At 60.4% G+C, this 21,718-nt stretch carries 21 protein-coding genes; 7 read left to right on the top strand and 14 right to left on the bottom strand.

What is annotated here, in order from left to right:
* Positions 1-33 precede the first annotated feature (33 nt).
* The 13 genes from AC2TDJ_RS10880 to AC2TDJ_RS10820 form a co-directional block, all read right to left on the bottom strand.
* Entirely contained in the window at positions 34-699 is a 666-nt protein-coding gene (locus AC2TDJ_RS10880) for a D-lyxose/D-mannose family sugar isomerase (RefSeq protein ID WP_480842049.1), read from the bottom strand.
* A 16-nt stretch (positions 700-715) separates the two neighbouring features.
* Entirely contained in the window at positions 716-1,642 is a 927-nt protein-coding gene (locus AC2TDJ_RS10875; RefSeq protein WP_480842047.1) for a carbohydrate kinase family protein, read from the bottom strand.
* Between the two features lie 41 nt (positions 1,643-1,683).
* Positions 1,684-2,688: a glucokinase gene (locus AC2TDJ_RS10870; RefSeq protein ID WP_480842045.1), complete on the bottom strand. Its 1,005-nt coding sequence runs from the start codon at positions 2,686-2,688 to the stop codon at positions 1,684-1,686.
* 131 nt (positions 2,689-2,819) lie between these two features.
* A complete protein-coding gene (locus AC2TDJ_RS10865) occupies positions 2,820-4,736 on the bottom strand; it encodes a beta-galactosidase (protein WP_480842043.1) in 1,917 nt (638 codons plus the stop codon).
* The gene (locus AC2TDJ_RS10860) at positions 4,733-5,593 is read right to left on the bottom strand and encodes an SMP-30/gluconolactonase/LRE family protein (protein ID WP_480842041.1); all 861 of its coding nucleotides are present in this window, start codon (positions 5,591-5,593) and stop codon (positions 4,733-4,735) included. Before AC2TDJ_RS10860 ends, AC2TDJ_RS10865 begins: the two co-directional genes overlap by 4 nt.
* Positions 5,590-6,195 carry a 2-dehydro-3-deoxy-6-phosphogalactonate aldolase gene (locus AC2TDJ_RS10855; RefSeq protein ID WP_480842039.1) on the bottom strand — a complete coding sequence of 202 codons (606 nt, stop codon included), beginning with the start codon at positions 6,193-6,195 and terminating at the stop codon, positions 5,590-5,592. Before AC2TDJ_RS10855 ends, AC2TDJ_RS10860 begins: the two co-directional genes overlap by 4 nt.
* Complete coding sequence (locus AC2TDJ_RS10850; protein WP_480842037.1) at positions 6,192-7,085, bottom strand: 2-dehydro-3-deoxygalactonokinase; 894 nt, start codon at positions 7,083-7,085, stop codon at positions 6,192-6,194. Before AC2TDJ_RS10850 ends, AC2TDJ_RS10855 begins: the two co-directional genes overlap by 4 nt.
* Positions 7,086-7,089: 4 nt before the next feature.
* Positions 7,090-7,857, bottom strand: coding sequence for an SDR family NAD(P)-dependent oxidoreductase (locus AC2TDJ_RS10845; protein WP_480842035.1), 768 nt, complete (start codon positions 7,855-7,857; stop codon positions 7,090-7,092).
* Positions 7,857-9,563, bottom strand: a complete 1,707-nt coding sequence (locus AC2TDJ_RS10840; protein WP_480842033.1) for an IlvD/Edd family dehydratase — start codon at positions 9,561-9,563, stop codon at positions 7,857-7,859. Before AC2TDJ_RS10840 ends, AC2TDJ_RS10845 begins: the two co-directional genes overlap by 1 nt.
* Positions 9,564-9,620: 57 nt before the next feature.
* Positions 9,621-10,961 carry an alpha-galactosidase gene (gene melA / locus AC2TDJ_RS10835; protein ID WP_480842031.1) on the bottom strand — a complete coding sequence of 447 codons (1,341 nt, stop codon included), beginning with the start codon at positions 10,959-10,961 and terminating at the stop codon, positions 9,621-9,623.
* A gap of 22 nt (positions 10,962-10,983) precedes the next feature.
* The gene (locus tag AC2TDJ_RS10830) at positions 10,984-11,832 is read right to left on the bottom strand and encodes a carbohydrate ABC transporter permease (protein ID WP_299948950.1); all 849 of its coding nucleotides are present in this window, start codon (positions 11,830-11,832) and stop codon (positions 10,984-10,986) included.
* Between the two features lies 1 nt (position 11,833).
* Positions 11,834-12,760 carry a carbohydrate ABC transporter permease gene (locus AC2TDJ_RS10825; RefSeq protein ID WP_480842029.1) on the bottom strand — a complete coding sequence of 309 codons (927 nt, stop codon included), beginning with the start codon at positions 12,758-12,760 and terminating at the stop codon, positions 11,834-11,836.
* A 93-nt stretch (positions 12,761-12,853) separates the two neighbouring features.
* On the bottom strand, positions 12,854-14,113 hold the full coding sequence (locus AC2TDJ_RS10820) for an ABC transporter substrate-binding protein (RefSeq protein ID WP_480842027.1): 1,260 nt from the start codon (positions 14,111-14,113) through the stop codon (positions 12,854-12,856).
* Positions 14,114-14,254: 141 nt separating this feature from the next.
* Between AC2TDJ_RS10820 and AC2TDJ_RS10815 the strand changes: the two genes are divergently transcribed.
* From AC2TDJ_RS10815 to AC2TDJ_RS10785, 7 genes are all read left to right on the top strand, one after another.
* Positions 14,255-15,061, top strand: a complete 807-nt coding sequence (locus AC2TDJ_RS10815) for an IclR family transcriptional regulator (RefSeq protein WP_480842025.1) — start codon at positions 14,255-14,257, stop codon at positions 15,059-15,061.
* Positions 15,058-16,116, top strand: coding sequence for an ABC transporter ATP-binding protein (locus AC2TDJ_RS10810; protein ID WP_480842023.1), 1,059 nt, complete (start codon positions 15,058-15,060; stop codon positions 16,114-16,116). Before AC2TDJ_RS10815 ends, AC2TDJ_RS10810 begins: the two co-directional genes overlap by 4 nt.
* Positions 16,117-16,274: 158 nt before the next feature.
* Entirely contained in the window at positions 16,275-17,234 is a 960-nt protein-coding gene (locus tag AC2TDJ_RS10805; RefSeq protein WP_480842021.1) for a dihydrodipicolinate synthase family protein, read from the top strand.
* The gene (locus tag AC2TDJ_RS10800; protein WP_480842019.1) at positions 17,225-18,157 is read left to right on the top strand and encodes a 4-hydroxyproline epimerase; all 933 of its coding nucleotides are present in this window, start codon (positions 17,225-17,227) and stop codon (positions 18,155-18,157) included. The genes AC2TDJ_RS10805 and AC2TDJ_RS10800 overlap by 10 nt, the downstream gene beginning before the upstream one ends.
* Positions 18,154-19,392, top strand: a complete 1,239-nt coding sequence (locus AC2TDJ_RS10795; RefSeq protein ID WP_480842256.1) for an NAD(P)/FAD-dependent oxidoreductase — start codon at positions 18,154-18,156, stop codon at positions 19,390-19,392. Before AC2TDJ_RS10800 ends, AC2TDJ_RS10795 begins: the two co-directional genes overlap by 4 nt.
* 10 nt (positions 19,393-19,402) lie before the next feature.
* Complete coding sequence (locus AC2TDJ_RS10790; RefSeq protein WP_480842254.1) at positions 19,403-20,449, top strand: trans-3-hydroxy-L-proline dehydratase; 1,047 nt, start codon at positions 19,403-19,405, stop codon at positions 20,447-20,449.
* 4 nt (positions 20,450-20,453) lie between these two features.
* Entirely contained in the window at positions 20,454-21,137 is a 684-nt protein-coding gene (locus tag AC2TDJ_RS10785) for a GntR family transcriptional regulator (protein ID WP_480842017.1), read from the top strand.
* On the opposite strand, the gene AC2TDJ_RS10780 is transcribed toward AC2TDJ_RS10785, so the two are convergent.
* Positions 21,125-21,706: a YceI family protein gene (locus tag AC2TDJ_RS10780; RefSeq protein ID WP_480842015.1), complete on the bottom strand. Its 582-nt coding sequence runs from the start codon at positions 21,704-21,706 to the stop codon at positions 21,125-21,127. The two genes, AC2TDJ_RS10785 and AC2TDJ_RS10780, sit on opposite strands and share 13 nt — an antisense overlap.
* Between the last annotated feature and the right edge of the window lie 12 nt (positions 21,707-21,718).

Raw genomic sequence — 21,718 nt, 5'->3', positions numbered from 1 at the left:
GGGGCAGACTGGGCGTCGGACAGAGCGGCTTGTCTAATAGTCCGCAACCAGCAGGAAATCGGGTTCGGCATCTTCCTCGATGGTTGCAAAGCGGGGGATCGGATCTTCGAACACGTTGTCGGTGCGGTCGTCGTTGACGGTCGAGACCTCGCCGATCAGGCAATCCCCCTGTTCGGCCCAGAAAGCGTGCCAGATACCGGGCATCAGGGTTACGCTTTGCCCCGGTTTCAGGCGCAGATGCTCGCCCGGCTGGATCGTGATCGGGCACCCGTCGCTGGGCACAACGACCGGCGTTTCGCGATCAATGCCGCCTTCGGCGTCCGAGGCATAGATCTCCATCACCAGATCACCACCACCCCGGTTGATGATGTCCTCTGCCTTGAGGATGTGGCGATGCATCGGAGACAGCTGCTTTTCGCGCGAGATCAGCAGCTTTTCGGCATACAGCATCCCGCGGCCCTGGGTCAGGTCGTTCACGTCGCCATTGCGCAGGGTGAAGAGGAACAGGCCAAGCTCATCAAACCGGCCCTGACCGTAATCGGTAATATCCCAACCCAACCCGCGTTCGCGGATACCCGCAGCCTGCGCACCGCGCATCTGTTCGGGAGACCAGTCGGCAAAGGGCGGCAGAACGGCGCCGAACGAGCGGATGAAGGCCTGCGCCTCGGTCTTAATGCGGTTGATGTCGGAACGTTTCATGGGTGTCTCGTCGATATCAAAGTTCATGTGCCCAGGGCGGGTTCGCTCCGGCGCGGGACACGGTAATTGCAGCCACTTCGGCGCCTTTGGCCAACGCCGATCGCAGGCTTTCCGGCGGCAGAGCGCGCAGGGCGGAATTGTTCAGGTGACCCGCCCGGTCGAGTTCGGCCAAAACACCCGCGTTGAAAGTATCGCCTGCCCCGACAGTGTCGACAACCTGAACCGGTTTGACGGGAACCGAGACCTGGGTGCCGTCGGCCAGATAGCCGGTCGCACCATCGCCGCCACGTGTGATGATCACCACCGCGGGGCCAGCCTGCAACAACAGAGGGACCTTTTCGGCAAGGCTCTCAGGTCCCGGTATGATCCAGTCCAGATCCTCATCCGATACCTTAACGATGTCACATTGCGCGATCATTCGGTTCAGCCGGGTGCGATAGCGGGTCTGGTCCTTGATGAAACCTGGGCGGATATTCGGATCCATCATCACGGCGCGATCTGCGCCATGGCGTTCCAGCAGAGCTGCGTAGGCATCGGCGCAGGGTTCGCAGGCGAGGCTGATGCCCCCGAAATAGAGCGCGCTGGCGGTTGGTAGTTGCTTTGGCATATCCTCGGGGCGCAACATCCGGCCGGCCGAGTTTTCGTCGACAAAACTGTAGGAGGCGTGGCCGTCTTCCAGTTGTACAAACGCCAATGTCGTGGGACGATCCGACCGGATCAGATGGGTCGTGTCCACATGGCTGGCCTGCAACGCATCAGCCAGTTGTTTTCCGAACATGTCCGTCGAAAGGCCCGTCAGCATACCGGCGGGTGCGCCCAGACGACCCAAGGCGATGGCAGTATTGAAAACCGCACCGCCGGAATGGGGCACAAATCCTTCGGTGCCGGAAACCGTAGGCTCGGCAATCATGTCGATCAGGGCTTCTCCGCAGCACAGGATCATTCACGTTTCCTTCTTTGACGGCTGGGTTCTAAACCATTTGTTCAGTGCGCGAGCGCATTTTTGCAGAAATTGTTAGCGCCAACAATGCCGAATTCGTCCTGTTCGGAAACATACAGGTTCATGGATTGACGCAAGGCGTCAAAGCGACCGCCCGCGTTGAATGCGCGCAGAAAATCCTGCCCAAACAGCCAGCGGTTTTTCTCTGCCACGCCACCCACGAGGAAGACACCGCCTGTGGGCACCAGCGCCACAGAAAGATCACCCATGATGGCGCCCAGATGCTCGGTGAAGATTCGTGCGGTTTTGACGGCGCAAGGATCTGATCCGTCACACGCATCCTGCAGTATGTCCTTGGCGGCCCGGGCCGGAGTATTGCCTTGCCCTTCCGCCATGCCCACTGCCTGATACAGAACCGGCAAACCTGTTCCGCTCAGAAACATCTCGGCTTCAAGCGTCAGGCTGTCGCCAAAGAAACAGTCCGGTGCGATCCGGCGGGCGGCATCGAATACATCGACTTCATCACGGTGGCGGGGCGAGATGCCCATATGGCCGCCTTCGCCTGACACTGTGTGGAAGTGCCCCTCGGAATAGAGCAGTGCGCCGACCCCCAGTCCTGTTCCGGGGCCCACCACCAGCCGTGTTCCCGTCGGAGGGGTCGCGGCGCCTTGCAGAACTTCGACATCCGCGCCCGTAATCTCGGCCACGGACCAGGCGGCGGCGGTGAAGTCGTTGATTACGTAAGTGTGCTTGGACCCGGTGGCGCGGGCAAGCTCGTCCTCGGACAGGTCGAGGTGCGCGTTGGTCAGACGGATGCGGCCGTCCTTGACCGGCCCGGCGCCGGCGGCCACCACGGCCAGAGGTGCAGTACCTATTTCATCGCGCAGGGCGTGCAGCGCTTCGAGCAGTTCGGCCAGTGTCCCGGTCGGGTGTTTGCGCAAATCGGTGAGGACACCGTTCGTGACAACGCCGAGCCGCGTGTTGGTCCCGCCGATATCGGCGACAAGGTTCCAATGTGTATGAGCGCTGGGTTGGCTGGTATTGGGCAATGTCGGTGATCCCGGTTTGCTTCTGGTTTCGATACTTGGTCCGCCATCATTCTGCAAAATCGGACCGAGACCTGCCAGAGGCCCCTAGCAGGTTATGTTAGCGGTATCAAACTTTTTGAGCAGCCCCCGAGTCAGGGAGTGTCCGGGCCCGAGGTGTTGAACACAACGCCGCAGCCCGGCACCAGTGTACTGTTCCACTCAACGGGTTCAGCGTTATAGTTCACCAGCACCTCATGGCGCGCGGTTTCGCGTCTTCGGAGACCCGGCGGCATCGGGTGCAGGGTCAGACCAGTTTGTGCTGCAGCCATGGCCACCAACCGATCCCACAGCACATCATCCGGGAAACCGGCGAGATACCATTGCCCGTCGCCCCCCTTTAGCGCCGGAGTGCCATCATCAAAGCTCAGCAGATCAGCGGCGGAGCCGGACAGCCGTTCCACCCAATGTGCAGCCGCGCCGCCGCCTGCAACGGGACGTTCGGAACCGGGCGGCAATGTCTCGATCAGATCTATGGAGCAATCCAGCGAGGGCAGGCCCGGGCGGCCCTGCGGGGGGATCTGGAAGTCACGCGAAATTGCGCCTGTGCGTGGGCCGAGAACGGCAAGGGCGCAGCCCTCGGTCAGGTTTTTGACCGCAGTGTCGTCAAATGTGGCCAGACCCGGTGCAACGATCACCTTGTAGCGCCCGCTCGGAATATCCGACGCCGAAACAAAATCCACCGACAAGCCCGCGCGCCGCAGGGCTCGGTACGCCGAGAACACCAGCCGGAAGTAATCGAACCCCGCGCCCTGAGGTTGCGTTGCCCAAGCCCAGTCCGAGGGATAGTCGAACAGGATCGCCGCCTGTGCCTGACAAGGTTCGATGTCACCCAAACCGGCAAGTTCTTCGGCCGTCTGGCGCGCTTCGGCCAGACCGGGGGCATCGTGTCCTGATGGGGTTTGCAGACCCGCGTGCATCTGCTCTTGCCCGAACGGGGCTTGCCGCCATCGGAAATAGCTGACCACTTCGGCCCCATGGGCCACCGCCTCCAACGACCACAGCCGGACCATGCCGGGCAGTGGCGCCGGGTTGTAGGGAGCCCAGTTCACCGGGCCGGGCTGCTGCTCCATCACCCACCAGCGACCGCGACCAACCGCGCGATAGAGGTCATGGTGAAAGGCCTGCATGTCCGGGTCGCCCTGTTGCAGAAAGGCGGCCTTGTGGTCGGCGTCGGCCTCGAGCCGGTCAGACAGGAACCCGATGGGATAGCTGTCCCATGTGGCGATATCCAGATCCTGACCGAGTTTGAAGTGATCGAAATCCAGCACCCGTCCCATGTAGTTGTGCAAGAGCGGTGCGTCGGTCAGGGGCCGCAGCACGTCAACCTGCGCCCTGTTGAACGCCACCATCTGATCCGAGCTGAACCGGCGGAAGGCGAGCACGTGCGCAGGGTTGGGCTCGGTCACGGTCAGGTTGGGCAGGTCGATCTGGTCGAAACTGTCATATTCCATCGACCAGAACACGTTGCCCCATGCTTCGTTGAGTGCCGCGATTGAGGTGTACTGCGCTTCCAGCCAGGCCCGAAAAGCCTGCCGGGCAGGCGGGCTGTAGCTGAGCACCGTATCGTGACAACCATATTCGTTGTCGATCTGCCAGGCTGCGACATGCGGGTTACGCCCGTACCGCTCGCCCAAGATCCGGGCGATGCGGGTGCATTCGCCGATATACCCCTGATGGCTAGAGCAATAATGGCGCCGCGAGCCGAACTTCCGCAGGTTGCCCTGCGCGTCAACGGCCAGCATGTCGGGGTATTTGTCCACCATCCAGCGCGGTGGCGTCGCCGTGGGCGTGCCCAGAACCACCTTGAGACCCGCGTTGCCCAGGGTCTCTACTGCCCGGTCGAGCCAGTCCAAACGCAGATCACCGGATGAGGGTTCCATCCGGCTCCATGCGAATTCACCGATGCGGACCCATGTCAGCCCGGTTTCGACCATGCGGGCGGCATCCTTGGCCCACATCGCCTCGGGCCAGTGTTCGGGATAGTAGCAGACGCCAAGTTCTGGGGTCATAGAAGGACCCGTGGTTCGGGCTGACCGCGACCCGCGTCCGGTGCGGCAAAGGTCATTCCGTTGGTGGGTTCCGTTTCGACCGTATCTGCATCCAGTCCTTCGCGTGCCGTTGTGCAAAAGAGCGTCGTCAGATCGTCCCCGCCAAAGGCAGGGCACGAGGTATGTCTTGCGGGAAAGGCCACGGCTTGCAGGAACCGGCCCGCGGAGTCATATGCCGCCACGCGTGAGGCGCCCCATTGCGCGATCCAGATGTTGCCGACGCTGTCCACGACGGCTCCATCCGGATTCAACCCGTCTGCGCGCAAGTCCAGAAACACCGTCGGATCGCCCTCGGGCCAGCCGGTGTCGGGGTTCAAGGACCATCGCATGACCTGCTGCGTCACGGTATCGGCATAATAGGCGCAGGATTTGTCCGGCGCGAAACAGATCGCGTTCGAGATCGTCACATCCGGTACAAGACGGCGTAAATCGCCACGCGAATACCGATAGATCGCCCCGGCACCCGGCTCGGCGTTTTTGCCCATGGTTCCGATCCAGAAACCGCCCCAGGGATCGGCGCGCCCGTCATTCGAGCGTGTGACAGGGTTGTCGGCTTCGAGCGGCGCGACCAGTTCTTTCTGACCGTCTTGCAGGCGAAACCGCCACAACCCTGTTTCCGAGGCAATCAGCAGCGTCGCGCGATCTACCCAGCCGGCGGCTGAGACGTGTTCATCGAAGGTCCAGCTCTGCGGTTCTCCGTTTTCGCGTGTCATCAGGCGCTTGCCGATGATGTCGAACCAGAACAATTGCCGTCTGGCGGGGTGCCACAGCGGGCCTTCGCCCAGTTCGCAGGGGCGGTCATCGTGAATCTGGGTCATGCGATTGCCTTGTCATAGGCTGAAACGATCTGACGGGCGCGTTCGGCGATGTCCTTCACTGCCATGCCGGGTTTGTAAAGTGCCGAACCGATACCGAACCCATCCGCACTGGCCTTGATCCAAGTGCCGAAGTTGTCAGTGCCCGCACCGCCCACGGCGAAGACTTGCGTGCCGGAAGGCAGAACCGCCCGAAGCGCGGACAGCCCCTGAGGTCCGGCCATCGAGCCGGGAAACAGCTTGAGACCGGTGGCGCCGGCCTGCAATGCGGCGAAAGCTTCCGTTGGCGTGAAGATACCGGGCCAGCTTTCCAGGCCCCGCGCGACCGAACGCCCGATCACCTCGGCGTCGCAATTCGGTGAAACGATGAGTTTACCGCCCACGTCCGCCACTGTATCGACCTGATCCGCAGTCAAAACGGTGCCGGCCCCGATCAGGGCGCTATCCCCGAATTCCCCGGCCATGATGCCGATGCTCTCAAATGGTTCGGGCGAATTCAGCGGTACTTCGATCCGGATTATCCCGGCTTTGATCAGGGCCTGCGCAACGGGTGCAGCCTCGGTCGGGGTCAGGCCGCGCAGAATGGCGATGATGGGGCGGCTCATGCAGTTTGCCTTGTCAGGTTGCGGGCCATTGTCAGGCCGGCCAAAGTGGATTGTGTGGCATTTGCTGTTTCGACAAATGCGCCCTGATTTTGCAGGGCTTTGACATAGATTTCGGACAGACCTTCCGTGCCGACAACAGCGATCTGCTGCCCCAGCCAATATGGGCGCGAGGCTGCAAGCTCTGCGCCGATCAGCAGTCCGGACAGACGCGCCCGCGCGACACCGCCGTCCTGCGCATGCAGCAAATCTGCGGCGCGCAACCCGAACAGGCGCGCGGCCAACTGTTCCGGTTTCGACAAGGCATCCTCGACGGACTCGGCGAAGGCGGTGTCATCCCAGCCGTCGCCGACCGAATGGCGCAGCACCGATTGGCAGCGAAGCAAGTCGAACATTTCGCCCGTCATGAAGGTGCGGAAGCTGACCACCTCGGCGGCGCTGACCTGCACCCATTTCGTATGCGTGCCGGGCAGGCAGATCACACCGTCCCAGTTTGCGCGCGTTGACAGGAATCCGGCGATCTGGGTTTCTTCGCCGCGCATGACGTCCGGTGGCGTGTTCTGTTTCAAACCGGGCACCACGAAGGCGCGGATTCGGGGATCGGTATTTGGTACCCGGATCGGAGCGCCGGGCAACGGGGCCGAAGGCACCGCCGAATAGGGCGCTTCGACCCAACCCTGCCGTGCACCGACCATGCCGCAGGCGATGACGTCGACCGGGGCGTCGCCCAGCCAATGTTCGATGAGAGCAAGTAGCGTATCCTGAAACTCATCCTTGGCCACGCGGGACATGCCCTGATCTGATTGCGCCGTATCCAGAACCGCATCGCCCTGCATGGCCCAGGCCCGCAAGTGAGACGTTCCCCAATCAACAGCGATCCATTCCGTCTTCATAGCCTCACCCCGATACCACGACGCCGCCATCGACGGCCATGCACTGCCCGGTCATGGCCCGGCTGGCCTCGGACGCCAGAAACAAGGTTGGCGCAACCATGTCTTCGGGCGTCAGATGGTCCTTGAGGCATTGGCGGTCCAGATGCGCGGCCAAATCTTCGGGCGTGGCCCACATATCCAGTTGTTTCTGAGTTAGCACCCAACCGGGGGCGAGCGCGTTGACGCGAATTTTCTGCGGCCCCAGTTCACGCGCCAGCGATCGCGTCATGCCGGTGATCCCGGCATTCGATGTGGTGTAAATCGGATAGCCTGCGTTGCCCATGATGTAGCTAATCGAACTGAAATTGACGATCGCCCCACCTTTTCCCTGCATCTGACGGGCGGCTTCCTGGCAGGCAAAATAATAGGCTTTGAGGTTCACCTCGATCATCCAGTCCCAGAACTCGGTTGTGGTTTCCTCAAGCGAGTGGCGCTTGTCGTTGGCGGCGTTGTTGATCAGCACGTTCAGAGGGCCGTGCGCCTCGGCGGCCTTTGCCATTGTGGCGTGCAACAATTCGGTATCGGTCATGTCGCCCTGCAGGAACAAGGGCGCGCGGCCGTGCTTGTCCCGCATCTCTTCGACAAATCCGCTGGCGTCTGAGCGACCGATAAAGGCGACATTGGCGCCTTGGGCCAGAAAGCCATCCGTCAGTGCAGCGCCGACGCCCGAGCCGCCGCCGGTGATATAGACCGAGGCGCCGTTCAAGTCGTGAAATGTGGCGGGTTGATCCATCAGTGGCTCTCTCTGGTCACAAGGCGGGTGTCTTTGCCGACGAGGAAATCGAGGTCCGCCCCCTGATCCGCCTGCAGGACGTGGTCGATGTAGAGTTTCGCGTAGCCGCGCGTGTAGGGCGGATCATCCGGCTGCCAGGCGGCACGGCGGGCATCCAGTTCGTTTTCGTCGACGAGCAGCTCAAGCTCGCCCTTGCTGGCTGAAACGCGAATACGGTCGCCGGTTTTCACTAACGCGAGAGGGCCGCCCGCCTGTGCCTCGGGGCTGACATGCAGGATGACGGTGCCATAAGCGGTGCCGGACATGCGGGCATCGGATATGCGGATCATGTCGCGCACGCCTTCTTTCACCAGCTTGGCCGGGATCGGCATGTTGCCGACCTCGGGCATGCCGGGATAGCCCCTGGGGCCGCAGCCCTTGAGCACGAGCATGGTCTCGGGTGTCACCGGCAGATCGTCACGATCAATATTGGCTTTCAGGTCTTCGATGTTTTCGAAAACATAGGCCTCGGCTTCGGTTTCCAGCAGCGTATCCGTCGCGGCCGAGGGTTTCACGATGGCCCCGTTCGGCGCGAGGTTGCCGCGCAGCACGCGCAGACCGGCGGCGGGTTTCACCGGATCGTCGAACCCGTGGATCACATCACGGTTGAAGCATTCCGCACCTTCGTAATGGGCCGAGATATCCTTGTTGAGAACGGTTTTGGCAGGGCGGAGGAAGGGCTTCAATTCTGAAAGCACGACCGGCATGCCGCCTGCGTAGCAGAAATCTTCCATCAGGTACTTGCCGGACGGCATGCAATTCACCAGCAGCGGGATGTCCGAGCCGATCTCAAAGTCCTTGAGTGTCAGGTCGACCCCCACACGCCCCGCAAGCGCGAGAAGGTGGACGACCGCATTGGTCGAACCGCCAACGGCGGCGTTGGCGAGAATGGCGTTTTCAAACGCTTCTCTGGATAGAATGTCGGAAGGTTTCAGATCTTCATCCACCATCTCGACAATCCGTTTGCCGGTCAGATGCGCCAGCGCCATGCGGCGGGCGTCGACAGCGGGCAGGGCGGCGTTCGTGGGCAGGCTCATGCCCATCGCCTCGACCAGCGAGGCCATTGTCGAAGCCGTGCCCATGGTCATGCACACCCCGGCGCTGCGGGACATGCCGGATTCGGCGTTCATGAAGTCCTGCAGGGTCATTTCTCCGGCACGGACCGCCTCGGAAAACTTCCAGACATCTGTGCCCGAGCCGATATCCTGACCTCGATATTTTCCGTTCAGCATCGGGCCGGAACTGACGACAATAGACGGAAGGTCGACCGAGGCGGCGCCCATCAGCTGACCGGGTGTGGTCTTGTCACACCCGCCCAGAAGTACAACGCCATCGATCCCGTAGGCGCGGATCGATTCCTCGACATCCATCGCGAGCAGGTTGCGGAACAGCATGGCGGTTGGCTTCATTTGCGTCTCGCCCAGCGACATGACCGGGAATTCGACCGGGAAGCCTCCGGCCTCCCAGACGCCGCGTTTGACACCCTCGGCCAAATCGCGCAGGCCCGAGTTGCAGGGGGTCAGTTCGGACCAGGTGTTGCAGATGCCGATAATGGGACGCCCGTCAAAGGCGTGGTCGGGGAAGCCCTGGTTCTTCATCCACGAGCGGTGGATGAAGCCGTCTTTGTCCAGTTTGCCATACCAGTTATGAGAGCGGCGTTTGGTCATTTCTGTCGTTGCTTTTCCGGTTGGGTCGAGAATTGAGTATTTTTGAAAAGATGAAGATCAGGCGGCGCGTGCAGGTCGGCACCAATCAGGCAGCCAGTCGGAATGCGCGGTCAGCAGGTCGTTGACAAGGCTTCGGATCTGCCGAAGGTCGAGCTCGGCGGCTGTGTGCGGGTCCATCATGGCGGCGTGATAGATGTGTTCGGGGTTCTGCTCAACCAATGCCCGAACGGTCAGTTCGTGCACGTTGATCTGGGTGCGCATCAGTGCAATCAGTTGAGGCGGGATATCGGTAACAACTGATGGCTGCACGCCGTTCGAATCCACAAGGCATGGGGTTTCAACCGCAGCGCCGAGGGGTAATTGCGGAATCTGACCGGTGTTGGGCAGATTGCCATAGGCTGCATATGGCGCGTCGGTAACGATCGCATTCATCAGGTCCGCGGCAAATTCATGGCTGCGGATCACCGCGATGTCGCGCCCGTCCGTCAGGGTCTTGGCCTGTTCCTTCCAGTTTGCGACCTGTTCCTGGCAACGGGTCGGATACTCGTCCAGTGGGATGCTGAACTGCTCGATCAGGTCCTGCCGACCGTCTTTGATGAACCACGGGACATACTCCGCCAAATGCTCGGAACTTTCGGTGCAGAAATAACCCAGATGGTCCATCACCTCGTAGCGTACCTTGTTGGGACAGCGGGCGTGAAGCAGCGGCGGTTTGGGGAGACGACCGCTGGCGTATCCCTGACGCAGAGCCGGATAGAGGTCGCGGCCCTGATGTTCCAATCTGAGGAAGAAGGCGACGTGGTTCACGCCTGCAACTTTGTGCCGGAGCTCGTCTTTAGGCAGGTCCAGATCATGGGCCAGTTCTTCGACCGTGTTCTGGACCGAGTGGCAGAGACCTACGTGTTTCAGCGCCGGAAAACGCTCGGCCAGCGCCCAGGTGTTGATCGCCATCGGGTTGACGTATTGCAGCAGCGTCGCGTCGGGGCAGAGCTGCATCATGTCCCTTGCGACGTCCCACAGAACAGGAACCGTGCGCAGGCCGCGCATGATGCCACCCACGCCCAGCGTGTCGGCAATCGTCTGGCGTAATCCGTATTGTTTGGGGATTTCGAAATCCGTCACCGTGCAGGGTTTGAATCCGCCGATCTGGAACGCGGTGATCACGAAATCGGCCCCGTCCAGCGCTGCACGGCGATCCGTGTGGGTGGAGACGGTCGCACCTGCTCCGACGGATCGGATCATCGCCTTGGCGACGGCTTCGCTTTCGGCCAGACGCAGCGGATCGATATCCATCAGCGCAAAGTGGCTGTCTGCGAGGGCAGGGGTCAGCAGCGCATCGCCCACGATGTTCTGCATGAAGATCGTGGAACCCGCACCAATAAAGGTGATCTTTGTCATGAGGCAAACCTCTGGTTTGACGTTATTTTACGGCACCGAGGGTCAGACCCGCGATGAAGTGTTTCTGCATGAGGAAGAACATGGCCACCGGCGGCAAGGCCGCGACGATGGAGCCGGCACTCATCAACTGATAGGCGGCCCGGAATTGGGCATTGAAACTTGTGATCCCTGCGGTGACAGGCTGGCTTTCCGCGCCCTGGGTCAGCACGACGGCCCAGAAATAATCGTTCCAGATGAAGGTGAAGATCAGCACGCTGAGCGCGGCGATGGCGGGTTTCATCAGCGGCAGCACCACGTACCAGAAGATGCGCCATTCGCTGATACCCTCGACCCGCGCGGCCTCGATCAGTTCAAACGGCAGGGCGCGGATGAAGTTGCGCATGAACAGCGTGCAGAACCCGGTCTGGAAGGCGATGTGGAACAGGACCAGACCGGTTTTGGTGTTGTAGAGGCCCAGTTGCAGGGTCAGGTCGCGGACCGGAACCATCAGGATCTGGAAGGGCACGAAATTGCCCGCGACAAACATGAAGAAGATCCAGAGGTTCGATTTGAACTTGTAGATTCCCAGTGCGAACCCGGTCATGCAGCTGAGCGCGACGGCACCGATCACCGTGGGGACAGTGATCAGGAACGAGTTCAGCAGGTAACGCGGCATGTCCGAGTTGAAGAACACCTGCCCGTAGTTGAACGCGCCTTCGAAGCTGGACGGCATGCCCCAATAGTTTGCGTTGGTGAAGTCCGCAGCCGGTTTGACCGAGAAGAGCGCGACGGCCAGAAGCGGCCCGAGCCACAGCAGCAAGGCCAGCGGCAGCATGGCCTGATAGGTGATCTGCGCCGCGCGGGGCTGTTTTTCGATGGGTTTGGGAAACATCTCAGTGCCCCTTCTCTTCGCGATACATCGACCACAGGAAATAGGCGATGAAGCAGAGCATGATCAGGAACAGGACGACCGCGATGGCGGCACCATATCCCATGCGGAAGCCATATTCAGAGAGCGCGACCTCGAACATGTAATAGGCCAGCACGCGGGATGAACCGAACGGGCCGCCCTGGGTCATGATCGAGATCAGGTCGAAAGACCGAAGCGCGCCGATAATGGTCACGACAAAGGCGATGAAGGTCGCCGGGCGCAGTTGCGGCAGGATGATATGCCACAGCATGCGCCAGCCTTTTGCGCCGTCCAGACGTCCGGCCTCGATCTGTTCCGGGTCCACGGCATTCAGGCCGGTCAGGTACAGGATCATGCAATAGGCCGTTTGCGGCCAGAGGCCGGCAAAGATGATGCCATAGGTGACGAACCGCTCGTCACCCAGGACATTCAGCGGGCCGAGGCCGAACAGGCTCAGGAATTCATTCAGCAGGCCGAAGGTTGGATCGTAGAACCATGTGAAAACAAGGCCAACGACCACCTGCGAGATCACAAACGGGAAGAAAAACAGCGACTTGTACAGCCGGATGCCCCAAACGGTCTGGTTCAGGAACAGGGCGATAAACAAACCCGCAGGGATCGCCAGTAGGTACAGGATCAGCCAGATCAGGTTGTTCTTGAGCGAGACGTAGAAAGCGTCCCGGTCGACCCATTCCCAATAAAGGTCTTCGTAGTTGCGAAAGCCGACATATTCGGCCGCCCCCAGCCCGTCCCATTCATAAAGCGACAGGTTGAAGGATTCGAACACCGGGAGGATCACATAGACCATGAAGAACAGCAAGCCCGGCGCCAGAAACAGCCAGGGCGCAATGCGCTGTTGGTTTCTGTGGAACCAGCTTTCCTGTTCGGGGATGTCGACGGCAACGGTCATGACAAATCTCTGGTTTGTGGGGCAGGGCGGGCTGACACCCACCCTGCGTTTGGGTTGCGTTCAGGCCGGTCGCTACCCCGGCCCGAACTGCGATCAGTTGTCGTAAATGCGCTGACGAGCGCGTTCCAGCTTGGCCAGAATCCGGTCGGCATTGTCCGGCTTGACCATGAATTCCTGGAAGCCCTCCATCGAGACCTTGGCCATTTCCGCAGGCGCATCACGGTCCCAGAATTGGGCAACGCCACCGGGGCTGTTGGACGACAACATCTCAAAGCCTTGCTGTAGGAATTTGTCGTCATCGACCGACGATTGTGCATTCACCGGCAACTGACCAAGGTTCGCACCATTGTTGATCTCGGTCTGTTCATCGGGTGAGGCTACAAAGCGCAGGAACTCGCGTGCCGCTTCCTTGTTCGACGCGTTGGCCGGGATATGGAAGGTGTCGGTTGGCGCGTCTTCGGCCAGTTCGACATCGGGGTTGATGGCAACGAACTGATAGAAATCCAGTTGGTCGTCGGTCAGTCCTGCCTCACGCAGCGGTGCCACAGCGAAATTGCCCATCAGGTAGGCCGCTGCCTCGCCATTGACCATGAAGGGCAGGGCCTCTTGCCAGCTATAGGTCTGGTGGTTGTCGATGAACGCGCCCATGTCGATCAGCTGCTTCCAGTTGGCGAAGGTCTGCTTGACCCGGTCGTCTTCCCAGCTAACCTCGCCATTTGCGAGTTGCTGATGGAAGTCGAAGCCGTTGGTGCGCATGTTCAGGTAGTCGAACCAGCCACCCGCGGTCCACAGGAACTTGGTGCCGATGGTATAGCAGGCGCGACCGGAATCGATGATCTTCTGGCAGTTTGCCAGCTCTTCTTCCCAGGTGGTCGGCTCGCTCAGGCCCAGTTCGTCAAAGATGTCTTTGCGATAGTAAACACCCCACTGGTAATAGGTGTAGGGCACCCCCCACTGTTTGCCGTCGATGGTCATCGCGCCTTTGGTCGAGGCCAGATTGTCGGCAATTTCAGGCTCGGCCCACAGGTCCGACACATCTTCGAACAGGCCCGCCTCGACATAGGGTTTCATCCGGTTCGCGGCGTACCATGTTGCAACGTCTGGCGTGTCCGCGGTCAGGAAGTTTCGGATCTGCGTTTTATACGCCTCGCGGTCGATCACCGTGGTTTCAATTTCCAGACCCGGATGCTGTTCCGCGAACCGCGCGATCATCGCTTCCATCGTCGCTCGCGGTGCGGGGTTCGAAGTGTCGAGAAAGATCCGCAACTCACCGGTGAGTTCGGCTGATGCCGGAGCAGCAATTGCCACACTGGCAGCCAACGCCGCCGCCGTGCGCTTGAACATGGAATGCATGGTTTCCTCCCTTAGCTTCCATTTAGAGGTTCCAAATAGTGAAACCAAGTTTTATATATTGAAAACTACACATCGAATCGGTTAGCGTTGTCAAGACCCTCGCAGCGGTGCTGTGGGGAAAGTGGAGGAGGTCAGGCACCCGTGGCTGGTGACGGAACAATAGGCAAAGCATGCAACGTGCTTGAACAGGTCGCTGCGTTTCAACGCCCGGTGCGCTTTGCGGAATTGCTGGACAGCAGCGATTTTCCCAAAGCGTCGCTGTATCGGTTTCTGCAATCCCTGACCAATCAGGGAATGTTGTCTTATGACCCTGACAGGCAGACTTATGCTCCGGGGCTGCGGCTGGTCCGTCTGGCTCACGCGGCCTGGACGCAAAGTTCGCTGGCGCCCATTGCGCGGCCATTTCTGGATGCGCTGAGCCGCGAGACCGGAGAGACCGTGCATCTCGCGCAGCTTGATTCCAGTCAGGTTCTCTATGTCGACAAGCGGAACGCGGCGCAGCCGATCGAGATGTATTCGCAGGCTGGCAAGGTGGGCCCGGCCTATTGCACCGGCGTTGGCAAGGCGATGCTGGCGTTTCTCGATGAGAATGCTCTGAACAAGGCGATGTCACAGCAGAGCTTTCATCGCTTTACTGACAAGACACTCACGACCGAGGCGGCCCTGCGGGCCGATCTCGACCTGATCCGCAGCCGGGGATACGCCATCGATGACGAAGAACACGAACCCGGCATCATCTGCATCGCCTGTCCGATACTGACTTCGGGCGGACGGATGCTGGGGGCAATTTCAGTGACCGGTTCCACCGGGCGTATGGATTTTGACCAATTGGAGGCCTGGATTCCTCGTGTACGGCACGTGGCGGATCAAATCGGGGCCGAAGCACAGGCATGGCGGTTCCCCGAGAGCCGGCAAATGGCCAGTAACGACAGGATGCAAGCGACATGACGGGAGTAAATCTGAACCGGGCGATCAAACGGTATGGCCAGACGCAGGTCATTCATGGCATTGATCTGCAGATCGAAGACGGCGAATTCTGCGTATTTGTCGGTCCATCGGGATGCGGTAAGTCAACACTGCTGCGGATGATAGCCGGGCTTGAGGAGACGTCCGAGGGCGAGATCCACATAGGCCCGCGCGACGTCACCCATATGGACCCGGCCAAACGCGGCGTGGCAATGGTTTTCCAAACCTACGCCTTATACCCGCATATGACAGTAGCCGAGAACATGGGCTTTGGTCTGCGCATGAACGGTGTGGCCAAAGGCGAGATTGACAAGAAAGTTCAGGAAGCGTCGAACATCCTGAAGCTGGACCAGTATCTCAAGCGCAAACCAAAGGCCCTGTCGGGCGGGCAACGTCAGCGCGTTGCGATAGGCCGTGCCATCGTGCGCGGCCCCGAAGTGTTCCTGTTTGACGAACCTCTTTCCAACCTTGACGCCGAACTGCGCGTGGAAATGCGGGTCGAGATCGCGCGGTTGCACAACGAAATCGGCGCGACGATGATTTACGTGACCCATGACCAGGTCGAGGCGATGACCATGGCGGACAAGATCGTAGTGCTGCGTGATGGGCGCATCGAGCAGGTCGGCGCGCCGATGGACCTGTATCGCGATCCGGACAACCGCTTTGTGGCAGGTTTTATCGGGTCTCCGGCGATGAACTTCCTCGAATGCGACGTCGTGGACGGTTTTGTCCGGCACCCTGCACTGACGGACTTTGTTCCGGTTACCAATACGGTGCCATCCGACGCGACCAAGGTGACATTGGGCATCCGCCCGGAACACATCCAGATCGATCGCGCTGCGGATACGTGTACTGTCGATCTGACCGAGGCGCTGGGTGGTGTGTCTTATTCCTATCTGCTGACACCAAACGGCGACAAGCTGATCGTGGAAGAGCGGGATGATCAGCGCAGCAAGCAGGGCGAGAAGATCGGAATCTCGGTCCGCCCGGAACGCGCGATGCTGTTCGATCCGGATACCGGGCTAAGGCTGCGATAAGCGCAAAGACCTGAGCGGAGTTAGACGCGGCGTCCGACAAAGGGCGCCGCTTTTTTCTTTGCCAGGTGAATCTTGTGGATTTTGTATCCAATATCCGATATGGCGAGTCGAAATACGTGAACTGCGTATGCGCAACTGCCCCTCAAAGGATGAATTTCATGCAATCAGATGTATTTACCGGCACCATGCCCGCACTCATGACCCCGTGCACGCCAGCCCGGACACCGGATTTCGATGCGCTGGTGCGCAAGGGTAAGGAGATGATCGAGGCCGGCATGTCTGCCGTAGTCTATTGCGGCTCGATGGGCGATTGGCCCTTGCTGACGGACCAGCAACGCATGGAAGGGGTCGAGCGCCTGATCGATGCGGGCTTGCCGGTGGTGGTCGGCACCGGTGCAATAAACTCGAAATCCGCAGTGGCCCATGCCGCGCATGCGCAGAAGATCGGAGCGGCGGGACTGATGGTGATCCCACGTGTCTTGTCGCGGGGGACGTCGCCGATTGCGCAGAAAAACCACTTCAAGGCCATTCTGTCCGCAGCGCCGGATGTACCCGCAATCATCTATAACAGCCCGTATTACGGGTTTGCCACGAAGGCTGATTTGTTTTTTGCCTTGCGGGCCGAGCATCCGAATCTGGTGGGCTTCAAGGAGTTCGGTGGCAAGGACGATCTGCGCTACGCGGCGGAAAACATCACCAGTCAGGACGATCAGGTCACGCTGATGGTCGGCGTCGATACCGAAGTCTACCACGGTTTCGTCAATTGCGGCGCAACAGGTTCGATCACCGGAATCGGAACCGCTCTGCCGCGCGAAGCATTGTTGCTGGCTGCCCTGTCGCAAAAGGCTGCCGAAGGTCATGCCGAAGCGCGCCAGCGCGCACAGGAACTGACCGAAGCCTTTCACGTTCTGTCCAGTTTTGACGAAGGGCCGGATCTGGTTCTCTATTACAAACACCTGCTGGTCTTAAACGGCGAACCCGAATACCGTCTGCATTTCAATGAAACTGACGAGCTGACCGATGCGCAGCGCAACTATTGCGAGCAACAATATGATCTGTTCCGCAAATGGTTCGACGACTGGTCGAAGCAGGGTGGAGTGATCGCTGAATGCATGTGATCGACAGCCATACCGGAGGAGAACCCACGCGGGTGATCCTGGACGGCGCGCCCGATCTGGGATCTGGTCCGCTGACCGAGCGCGCCCGCCGGTTGGCGACAGAGCACAAGGAGTTTTATCGCTCGATCATGCTGGAGCCGCGCGGTCAGCCGGCAATGGTGGCAGCATTGCTGGTCGAGCCGGTGGACCTGACATGTGCGACCGGCGTGATTTATTTTGACGTGGATGCGGTGCTGGGCATGTGCGGTCACGGGACCATCGGACTGGCAGTAACGCTGGCGCATCTGGGACGGATCGATGTTGGTAGCCATCGGATCGAAACGCCGGCAGGGGTGGTCACAATCGAATTGCACGATGCCAACACGGTGACAGTCACGAATATCGAAAGTCGCCGGGTTCACGGCGCGGCCACGCTCGATGTGCCCGGGATCGGCGCGGTGACCGGAGACGTCGCCTATGGCGGCAATTGGTTTTTCATCGTCGATCCCAGCCCCATCCCGGTCGAGCCCGCAAATATTCGTCAGCTGACCGACACAGCGATTGCAATTCGTAAGGCCTCGATCGCGCAGGGGCTTGGCGGTGAGAAAGGCGAGCCGATCGATCACGTCATCTTTCAGGGCGCATCACAAAATGAAGGCGTGCACGGCCGAAACTTTGTGCTTTGCCCGGATGATGCCTATGACCGGTCCCCATGCGGGACGGGCAGTTCCGCGCGTCTGGCCTGTTTGGCGGCCGAAGGCAAATTGGCGCCCGGAGAAGAGATTGTGCAGGAAAGCGTGATCGGCAGTTCCTACCGCCTGTCCTATCAGCCGGGGCCGGGCGGGGGCGTCATCCCTTCGATTACCGGGCAAGCCTTCGTGATGGCTGAGGCGCGGTTGATTTTTGCCCCTGATGATCCGTTCAAAGGGGGCATTGAACCCTGATGCAGCAGGTCATTGTCATTGGGGCCGGTGTCATCGGGATCAGCGCAGCGCTTGAGCTGCAACGGCTGGGCCATTCAGTCCGTGTGTTTGATCGCGCGGGCGTGGCGGCGGAGACCTCGGCGGGCAATGCCGGGGCATTTGCCTTTTCCGAGGTCGAGCCGCTGGCGACACCGGGCATAATGCGCAAGGCTCCGAAATGGTTGCTGGACCCGCTGGGGCCGTTGTCGATCCCGCCGGCTTACGCATTTCAGATCGCCCCGTGGATGTACCGGTTCTGGCGCGCCAGCCGCCCGGATCGCTACCAAAGCCTGTTGGGCGCACAGGCCAGCCTGATGGAACTGTCCAGCGCCGCACTGACCCGTCAGATCGCTTCGGTCGATGGCGAGGCCCTGATGCAGCGCGACGGCCAGATGCAGCTTTATGAAAGCGAGGCGGAATTTCGCGCCAGCCTGCCCACATGGGAGCTGCGCCGCCGTCATGGGATCGACTTCGAGCTGTTGGAAAGCCGCGAGGCCATTGCCGAAAAGCAACCGGGCCTGAGCCCGCGCTTTACGCATGCGGGGTTCACGCCCAATTGGATGAATACCGTCGATCCAAAAACATGGGTTGAGCATCTGGCACGGGCATTTCGCGACCGCGGAGGTCAGATTGAGCTGCAGGAGGTGCTGGGCCTCGCGCCGACCTCCAAAGGTGTTCGGTTGGCTTGTGCGAATGGCACGGTCGATGCGGGCAAGGTTGTGTTGTCGGCAGGCGCTTGGTCGCATCATCTGGCGCGAACCCTCGGCGATCACATTCCGCTCGAGACAGAACGCGGATATAATACAACCCTGCCCGAGGGGGCGTTCGATCTGCGGATGCATCTGACCTTTTCAAGGCATGGCTTTGTAGCCAGCCGTATCAATGGTGGTGTCAGGGTTGGGGGTGCGGTCGAGCTGGGTGGGCTGAAGCTGCCGCCGAATTATGAACGGGCTGATACGCTTCTGAGAAAGGCGCAGCGGTTCCTGCCGGGTTTGAAGACCGAAGGCGGTACCCAGTGGATGGGTTTTCGCCCGTCGCTGCCGGACAGTATTCCGGTAATCGGCGCGTCCCCAAATTCGCCGAACGTCATATACGCGTTCGGGCATGGCCATCTGGGTCTGACGCAATCGACCGGAACGGCCGAGATGGTGGGGGCGATGATTGGCGGGCAAGAGCCACCAATTTCATCTGACCCCTTCTCTGCAACACGGTTCTGAAAGGGTAATGATGCGCAGCAGCAAGACCATTCACGTCATTTCTGCCCATGCCGAGGGCGAGGTTGGGGATGTAATCGTCGGCGGTGTGGTGCCGCCACCGGGCGACACGCTGTGGGATCAGCGCGCCTTTATCGCCCGCGATCAGACCCTGCGCAACTTTGTGCTGAACGAACCGCGCGGGGGCGTGTTTCGGCATGTAAACCTGCTGGTGCCGCCCAAGAACCCCGAAGCGGACGCCGCCTTTATCATCATGGAGCCCGAAGACACGCCACCGATGTCCGGGTCAAACTCGATCTGTGTGTCGACCGTACTGCTGGATGGTGGCATTATCCCGATGCAGGAGCCGGAAACCCGAATGACGCTTGAGGCGCCGGGCGGTCTGGTCCGGGTTCGGGCCGAATGCCGCAATGGCAAGGCCGAGCGCATTTTTGTGCAGAACCTGCCCAGTTTTGCCGACAAGATCGCTGTTCCGCTCGAGGTGCCGGGTGTGGGGACGCTGACGGTCGACACGGCTTATGGCGGGGACAGTTTTGTTGTTGTCGATGCATCTGCGTTGGGCTTTGACATCGTCGAAGCCGAGGCCCACGATATTGCCCGTCTGGGCGTCGCGATCACTGATGCCGCGAATGACCAGCTGGGGTTTTCTCACCCTGACACTCCGGATTGGGATCATATCTCGTTCTGTGCGTTTTGCGGACCTTTGGAAAAGACGGCAACCGGCCTGCGCGGAAAATCTGCGGTGGCGATCCAGCCGGGAAAGGTTGACAGATCCCCGACCGGAACCGCGGTGTCGGCGCGCATGGCGCTGATGGCGGCAAAAGGAGAGATGCAGATCGGACAGAGTTTCGAGGCGGTTTCGATCATCGGCTCGCGGTTCACGGGCCGAATTATGCAGGCCACGCGCATCGGCGATCGCAACGCGATCGTCCCTGAAATCTCCGGCCGGGGCTGGATCACCGGACTGCATCAGCACATGCTGGACCCGGACGACCCCTGGCCTGGCGGTTACCGCCTGAGCGACACTTGGGGGGCCGGTTCGCCCCCGGAAAGCGGGTAATCCGATGGCAATGAAACGCGCAATAACACGTCAGAGTCTTCCCGACGTCATAGCCAATGACCTGCGCGACCGGATCCTGAGCGGTGAATTGTCCGAAGGCGAGACCATTCGGCAGGAGGCATTGGCCGAGGAATACGCTGTCTCGCGCATGCCGGTGCGAGAGGCGTTGAAGCAGTTGGACGCCGAAGGGCTGGTGGTGCTGACCAATAATCGCGGTGCCTCGGTGACCGAGCATTCCCTGGCCGAAATTGCCGAAATCTTCGATTTGCGTATCTTGCTTGAGGTCGATCTGTTCCGCCGGGCAATTCCGGTGATGACGGACGGGGACATCGACCGCTGCGCTCGGATTCTGCAGCAGATGGAAGCCTCTTACGATGCCAATGATGTGGGCCAGTGGGGCGCGCTCAACCATCAGTTTCACGCGGCGTTGTATGCGGCGGCCGAGCGCGGGCTGACAAACGACCTGCTTCATCGGGTGGCACTGCAATCCGACCGCTATATCCGCATGCACCTGAGTGTCATGGAGCAGCGCGAGTCGGCCCGCCAGGACCATCGCGAACTGCTGCGTCTGGCGCAGGCCGGTCAGGTCGAGGCGGCCTGCGCGCTGTTGGCGACGCATATCGGGCAGGCGAAAGAACAGTTGCTGACGCTCATGGCCGCCCGACGCGGCACCGATCAGCCGTCCTGACTGAACATCAGGCGTGCGGTGACCGGAACGGTCCGCGTGATGCCCGGCAATTGGGCCAGTTCCATCAGCTTGTCCACGCCCGCCGTGACGCCGGCATCCTCGGCGCTGATAAAGACCATGTCGTTGGTCGAAACCATCACGGATGTGTCCGACAGGCGCAGCACGAACATCCCAGTCGTGAAATCCGCATCTGTGCCCGCCAGCGTGAGTTTTGCATCTACTTCGAAAGTCTCGCTTTTCCCGACATCGAGTTTCGATACGGCGTCCATGTCGATCGTTGCTGACAACGTGGCCGTGGCAGCCTTGCGGAACACGTGTTCGATCATGCGTTCATTGCGGATGTCGATATTGGTTTCGACCGAAGACAAGTCGATCTGAATCTCGACCCTGCCGTCATCACCCACGTGACCGGACAGATTGGTAAAGGAATTGACCTCTCCGATATCGTCGATCTTGACCGTGCCGTAAGCCAGGTGCGAGGTATCCGAGTCCAGCGTCCAGTTGGCCGCAAAGGCCGGAGCTGCAATAATCGTCGACGCAATCGTGATCGCCTTGAACAGAAGTTTCATTTCATTCCTCCA

The organism is Ruegeria sp. HKCCD6647-2 (genome assembly GCF_057221075.1).
This window is presented reverse-complemented; position numbering and strand designations above follow the sequence as displayed.

Bases quoted from the DNA above. Each gene is read 5' to 3' on its own strand.
- AC2TDJ_RS10860 (WP_480842041.1), bottom strand. From the start codon at position 5,593: ATGACCCAGATTCACGATGACCGCCCCTGCGAACTGGGCGAAGGCCCG.
- AC2TDJ_RS10805 (WP_480842021.1), top strand. From the start codon at position 16,275: ATGCAATCAGATGTATTTACCGGCACCATGCCCGCACTCATGACCCCG.
- AC2TDJ_RS10840 (WP_480842033.1), bottom strand. From the start codon at position 9,563: ATGACCAAACGCCGCTCTCATAACTGGTATGGCAAACTGGACAAAGAC.
- AC2TDJ_RS10820 (WP_480842027.1), bottom strand. From the start codon at position 14,113: ATGCATTCCATGTTCAAGCGCACGGCGGCGGCGTTGGCTGCCAGTGTG.
- AC2TDJ_RS10800 (WP_480842019.1), top strand. From the start codon at position 17,225: ATGCATGTGATCGACAGCCATACCGGAGGAGAACCCACGCGGGTGATC.
- AC2TDJ_RS10845 (WP_480842035.1), bottom strand. From the start codon at position 7,857: ATGGATCAACCCGCCACATTTCACGACTTGAACGGCGCCTCGGTCTAT.
- melA (WP_480842031.1), bottom strand. From the start codon at position 10,961: ATGACAAAGATCACCTTTATTGGTGCGGGTTCCACGATCTTCATGCAG.
- AC2TDJ_RS10810 (WP_480842023.1), top strand. From the start codon at position 15,058: ATGACGGGAGTAAATCTGAACCGGGCGATCAAACGGTATGGCCAGACG.
- AC2TDJ_RS10865 (WP_480842043.1), bottom strand. From the start codon at position 4,736: ATGACCCCAGAACTTGGCGTCTGCTACTATCCCGAACACTGGCCCGAG.
- AC2TDJ_RS10850 (WP_480842037.1), bottom strand. From the start codon at position 7,085: ATGAAGACGGAATGGATCGCTGTTGATTGGGGAACGTCTCACTTGCGG.
- AC2TDJ_RS10875 (WP_480842047.1), bottom strand. From the start codon at position 1,642: ATGATCCTGTGCTGCGGAGAAGCCCTGATCGACATGATTGCCGAGCCT.
- AC2TDJ_RS10785 (WP_480842017.1), top strand. From the start codon at position 20,454: ATGGCAATGAAACGCGCAATAACACGTCAGAGTCTTCCCGACGTCATA.
- AC2TDJ_RS10825 (WP_480842029.1), bottom strand. From the start codon at position 12,760: ATGACCGTTGCCGTCGACATCCCCGAACAGGAAAGCTGGTTCCACAGA.
- AC2TDJ_RS10790 (WP_480842254.1), top strand. From the start codon at position 19,403: ATGCGCAGCAGCAAGACCATTCACGTCATTTCTGCCCATGCCGAGGGC.
- AC2TDJ_RS10780 (WP_480842015.1), bottom strand. From the start codon at position 21,706: ATGAAACTTCTGTTCAAGGCGATCACGATTGCGTCGACGATTATTGCA.
- AC2TDJ_RS10855 (WP_480842039.1), bottom strand. From the start codon at position 6,195: ATGAGCCGCCCCATCATCGCCATTCTGCGCGGCCTGACCCCGACCGAG.
- AC2TDJ_RS10880 (WP_480842049.1), bottom strand. From the start codon at position 699: ATGAAACGTTCCGACATCAACCGCATTAAGACCGAGGCGCAGGCCTTC.
- AC2TDJ_RS10830 (WP_299948950.1), bottom strand. From the start codon at position 11,832: ATGTTTCCCAAACCCATCGAAAAACAGCCCCGCGCGGCGCAGATCACC.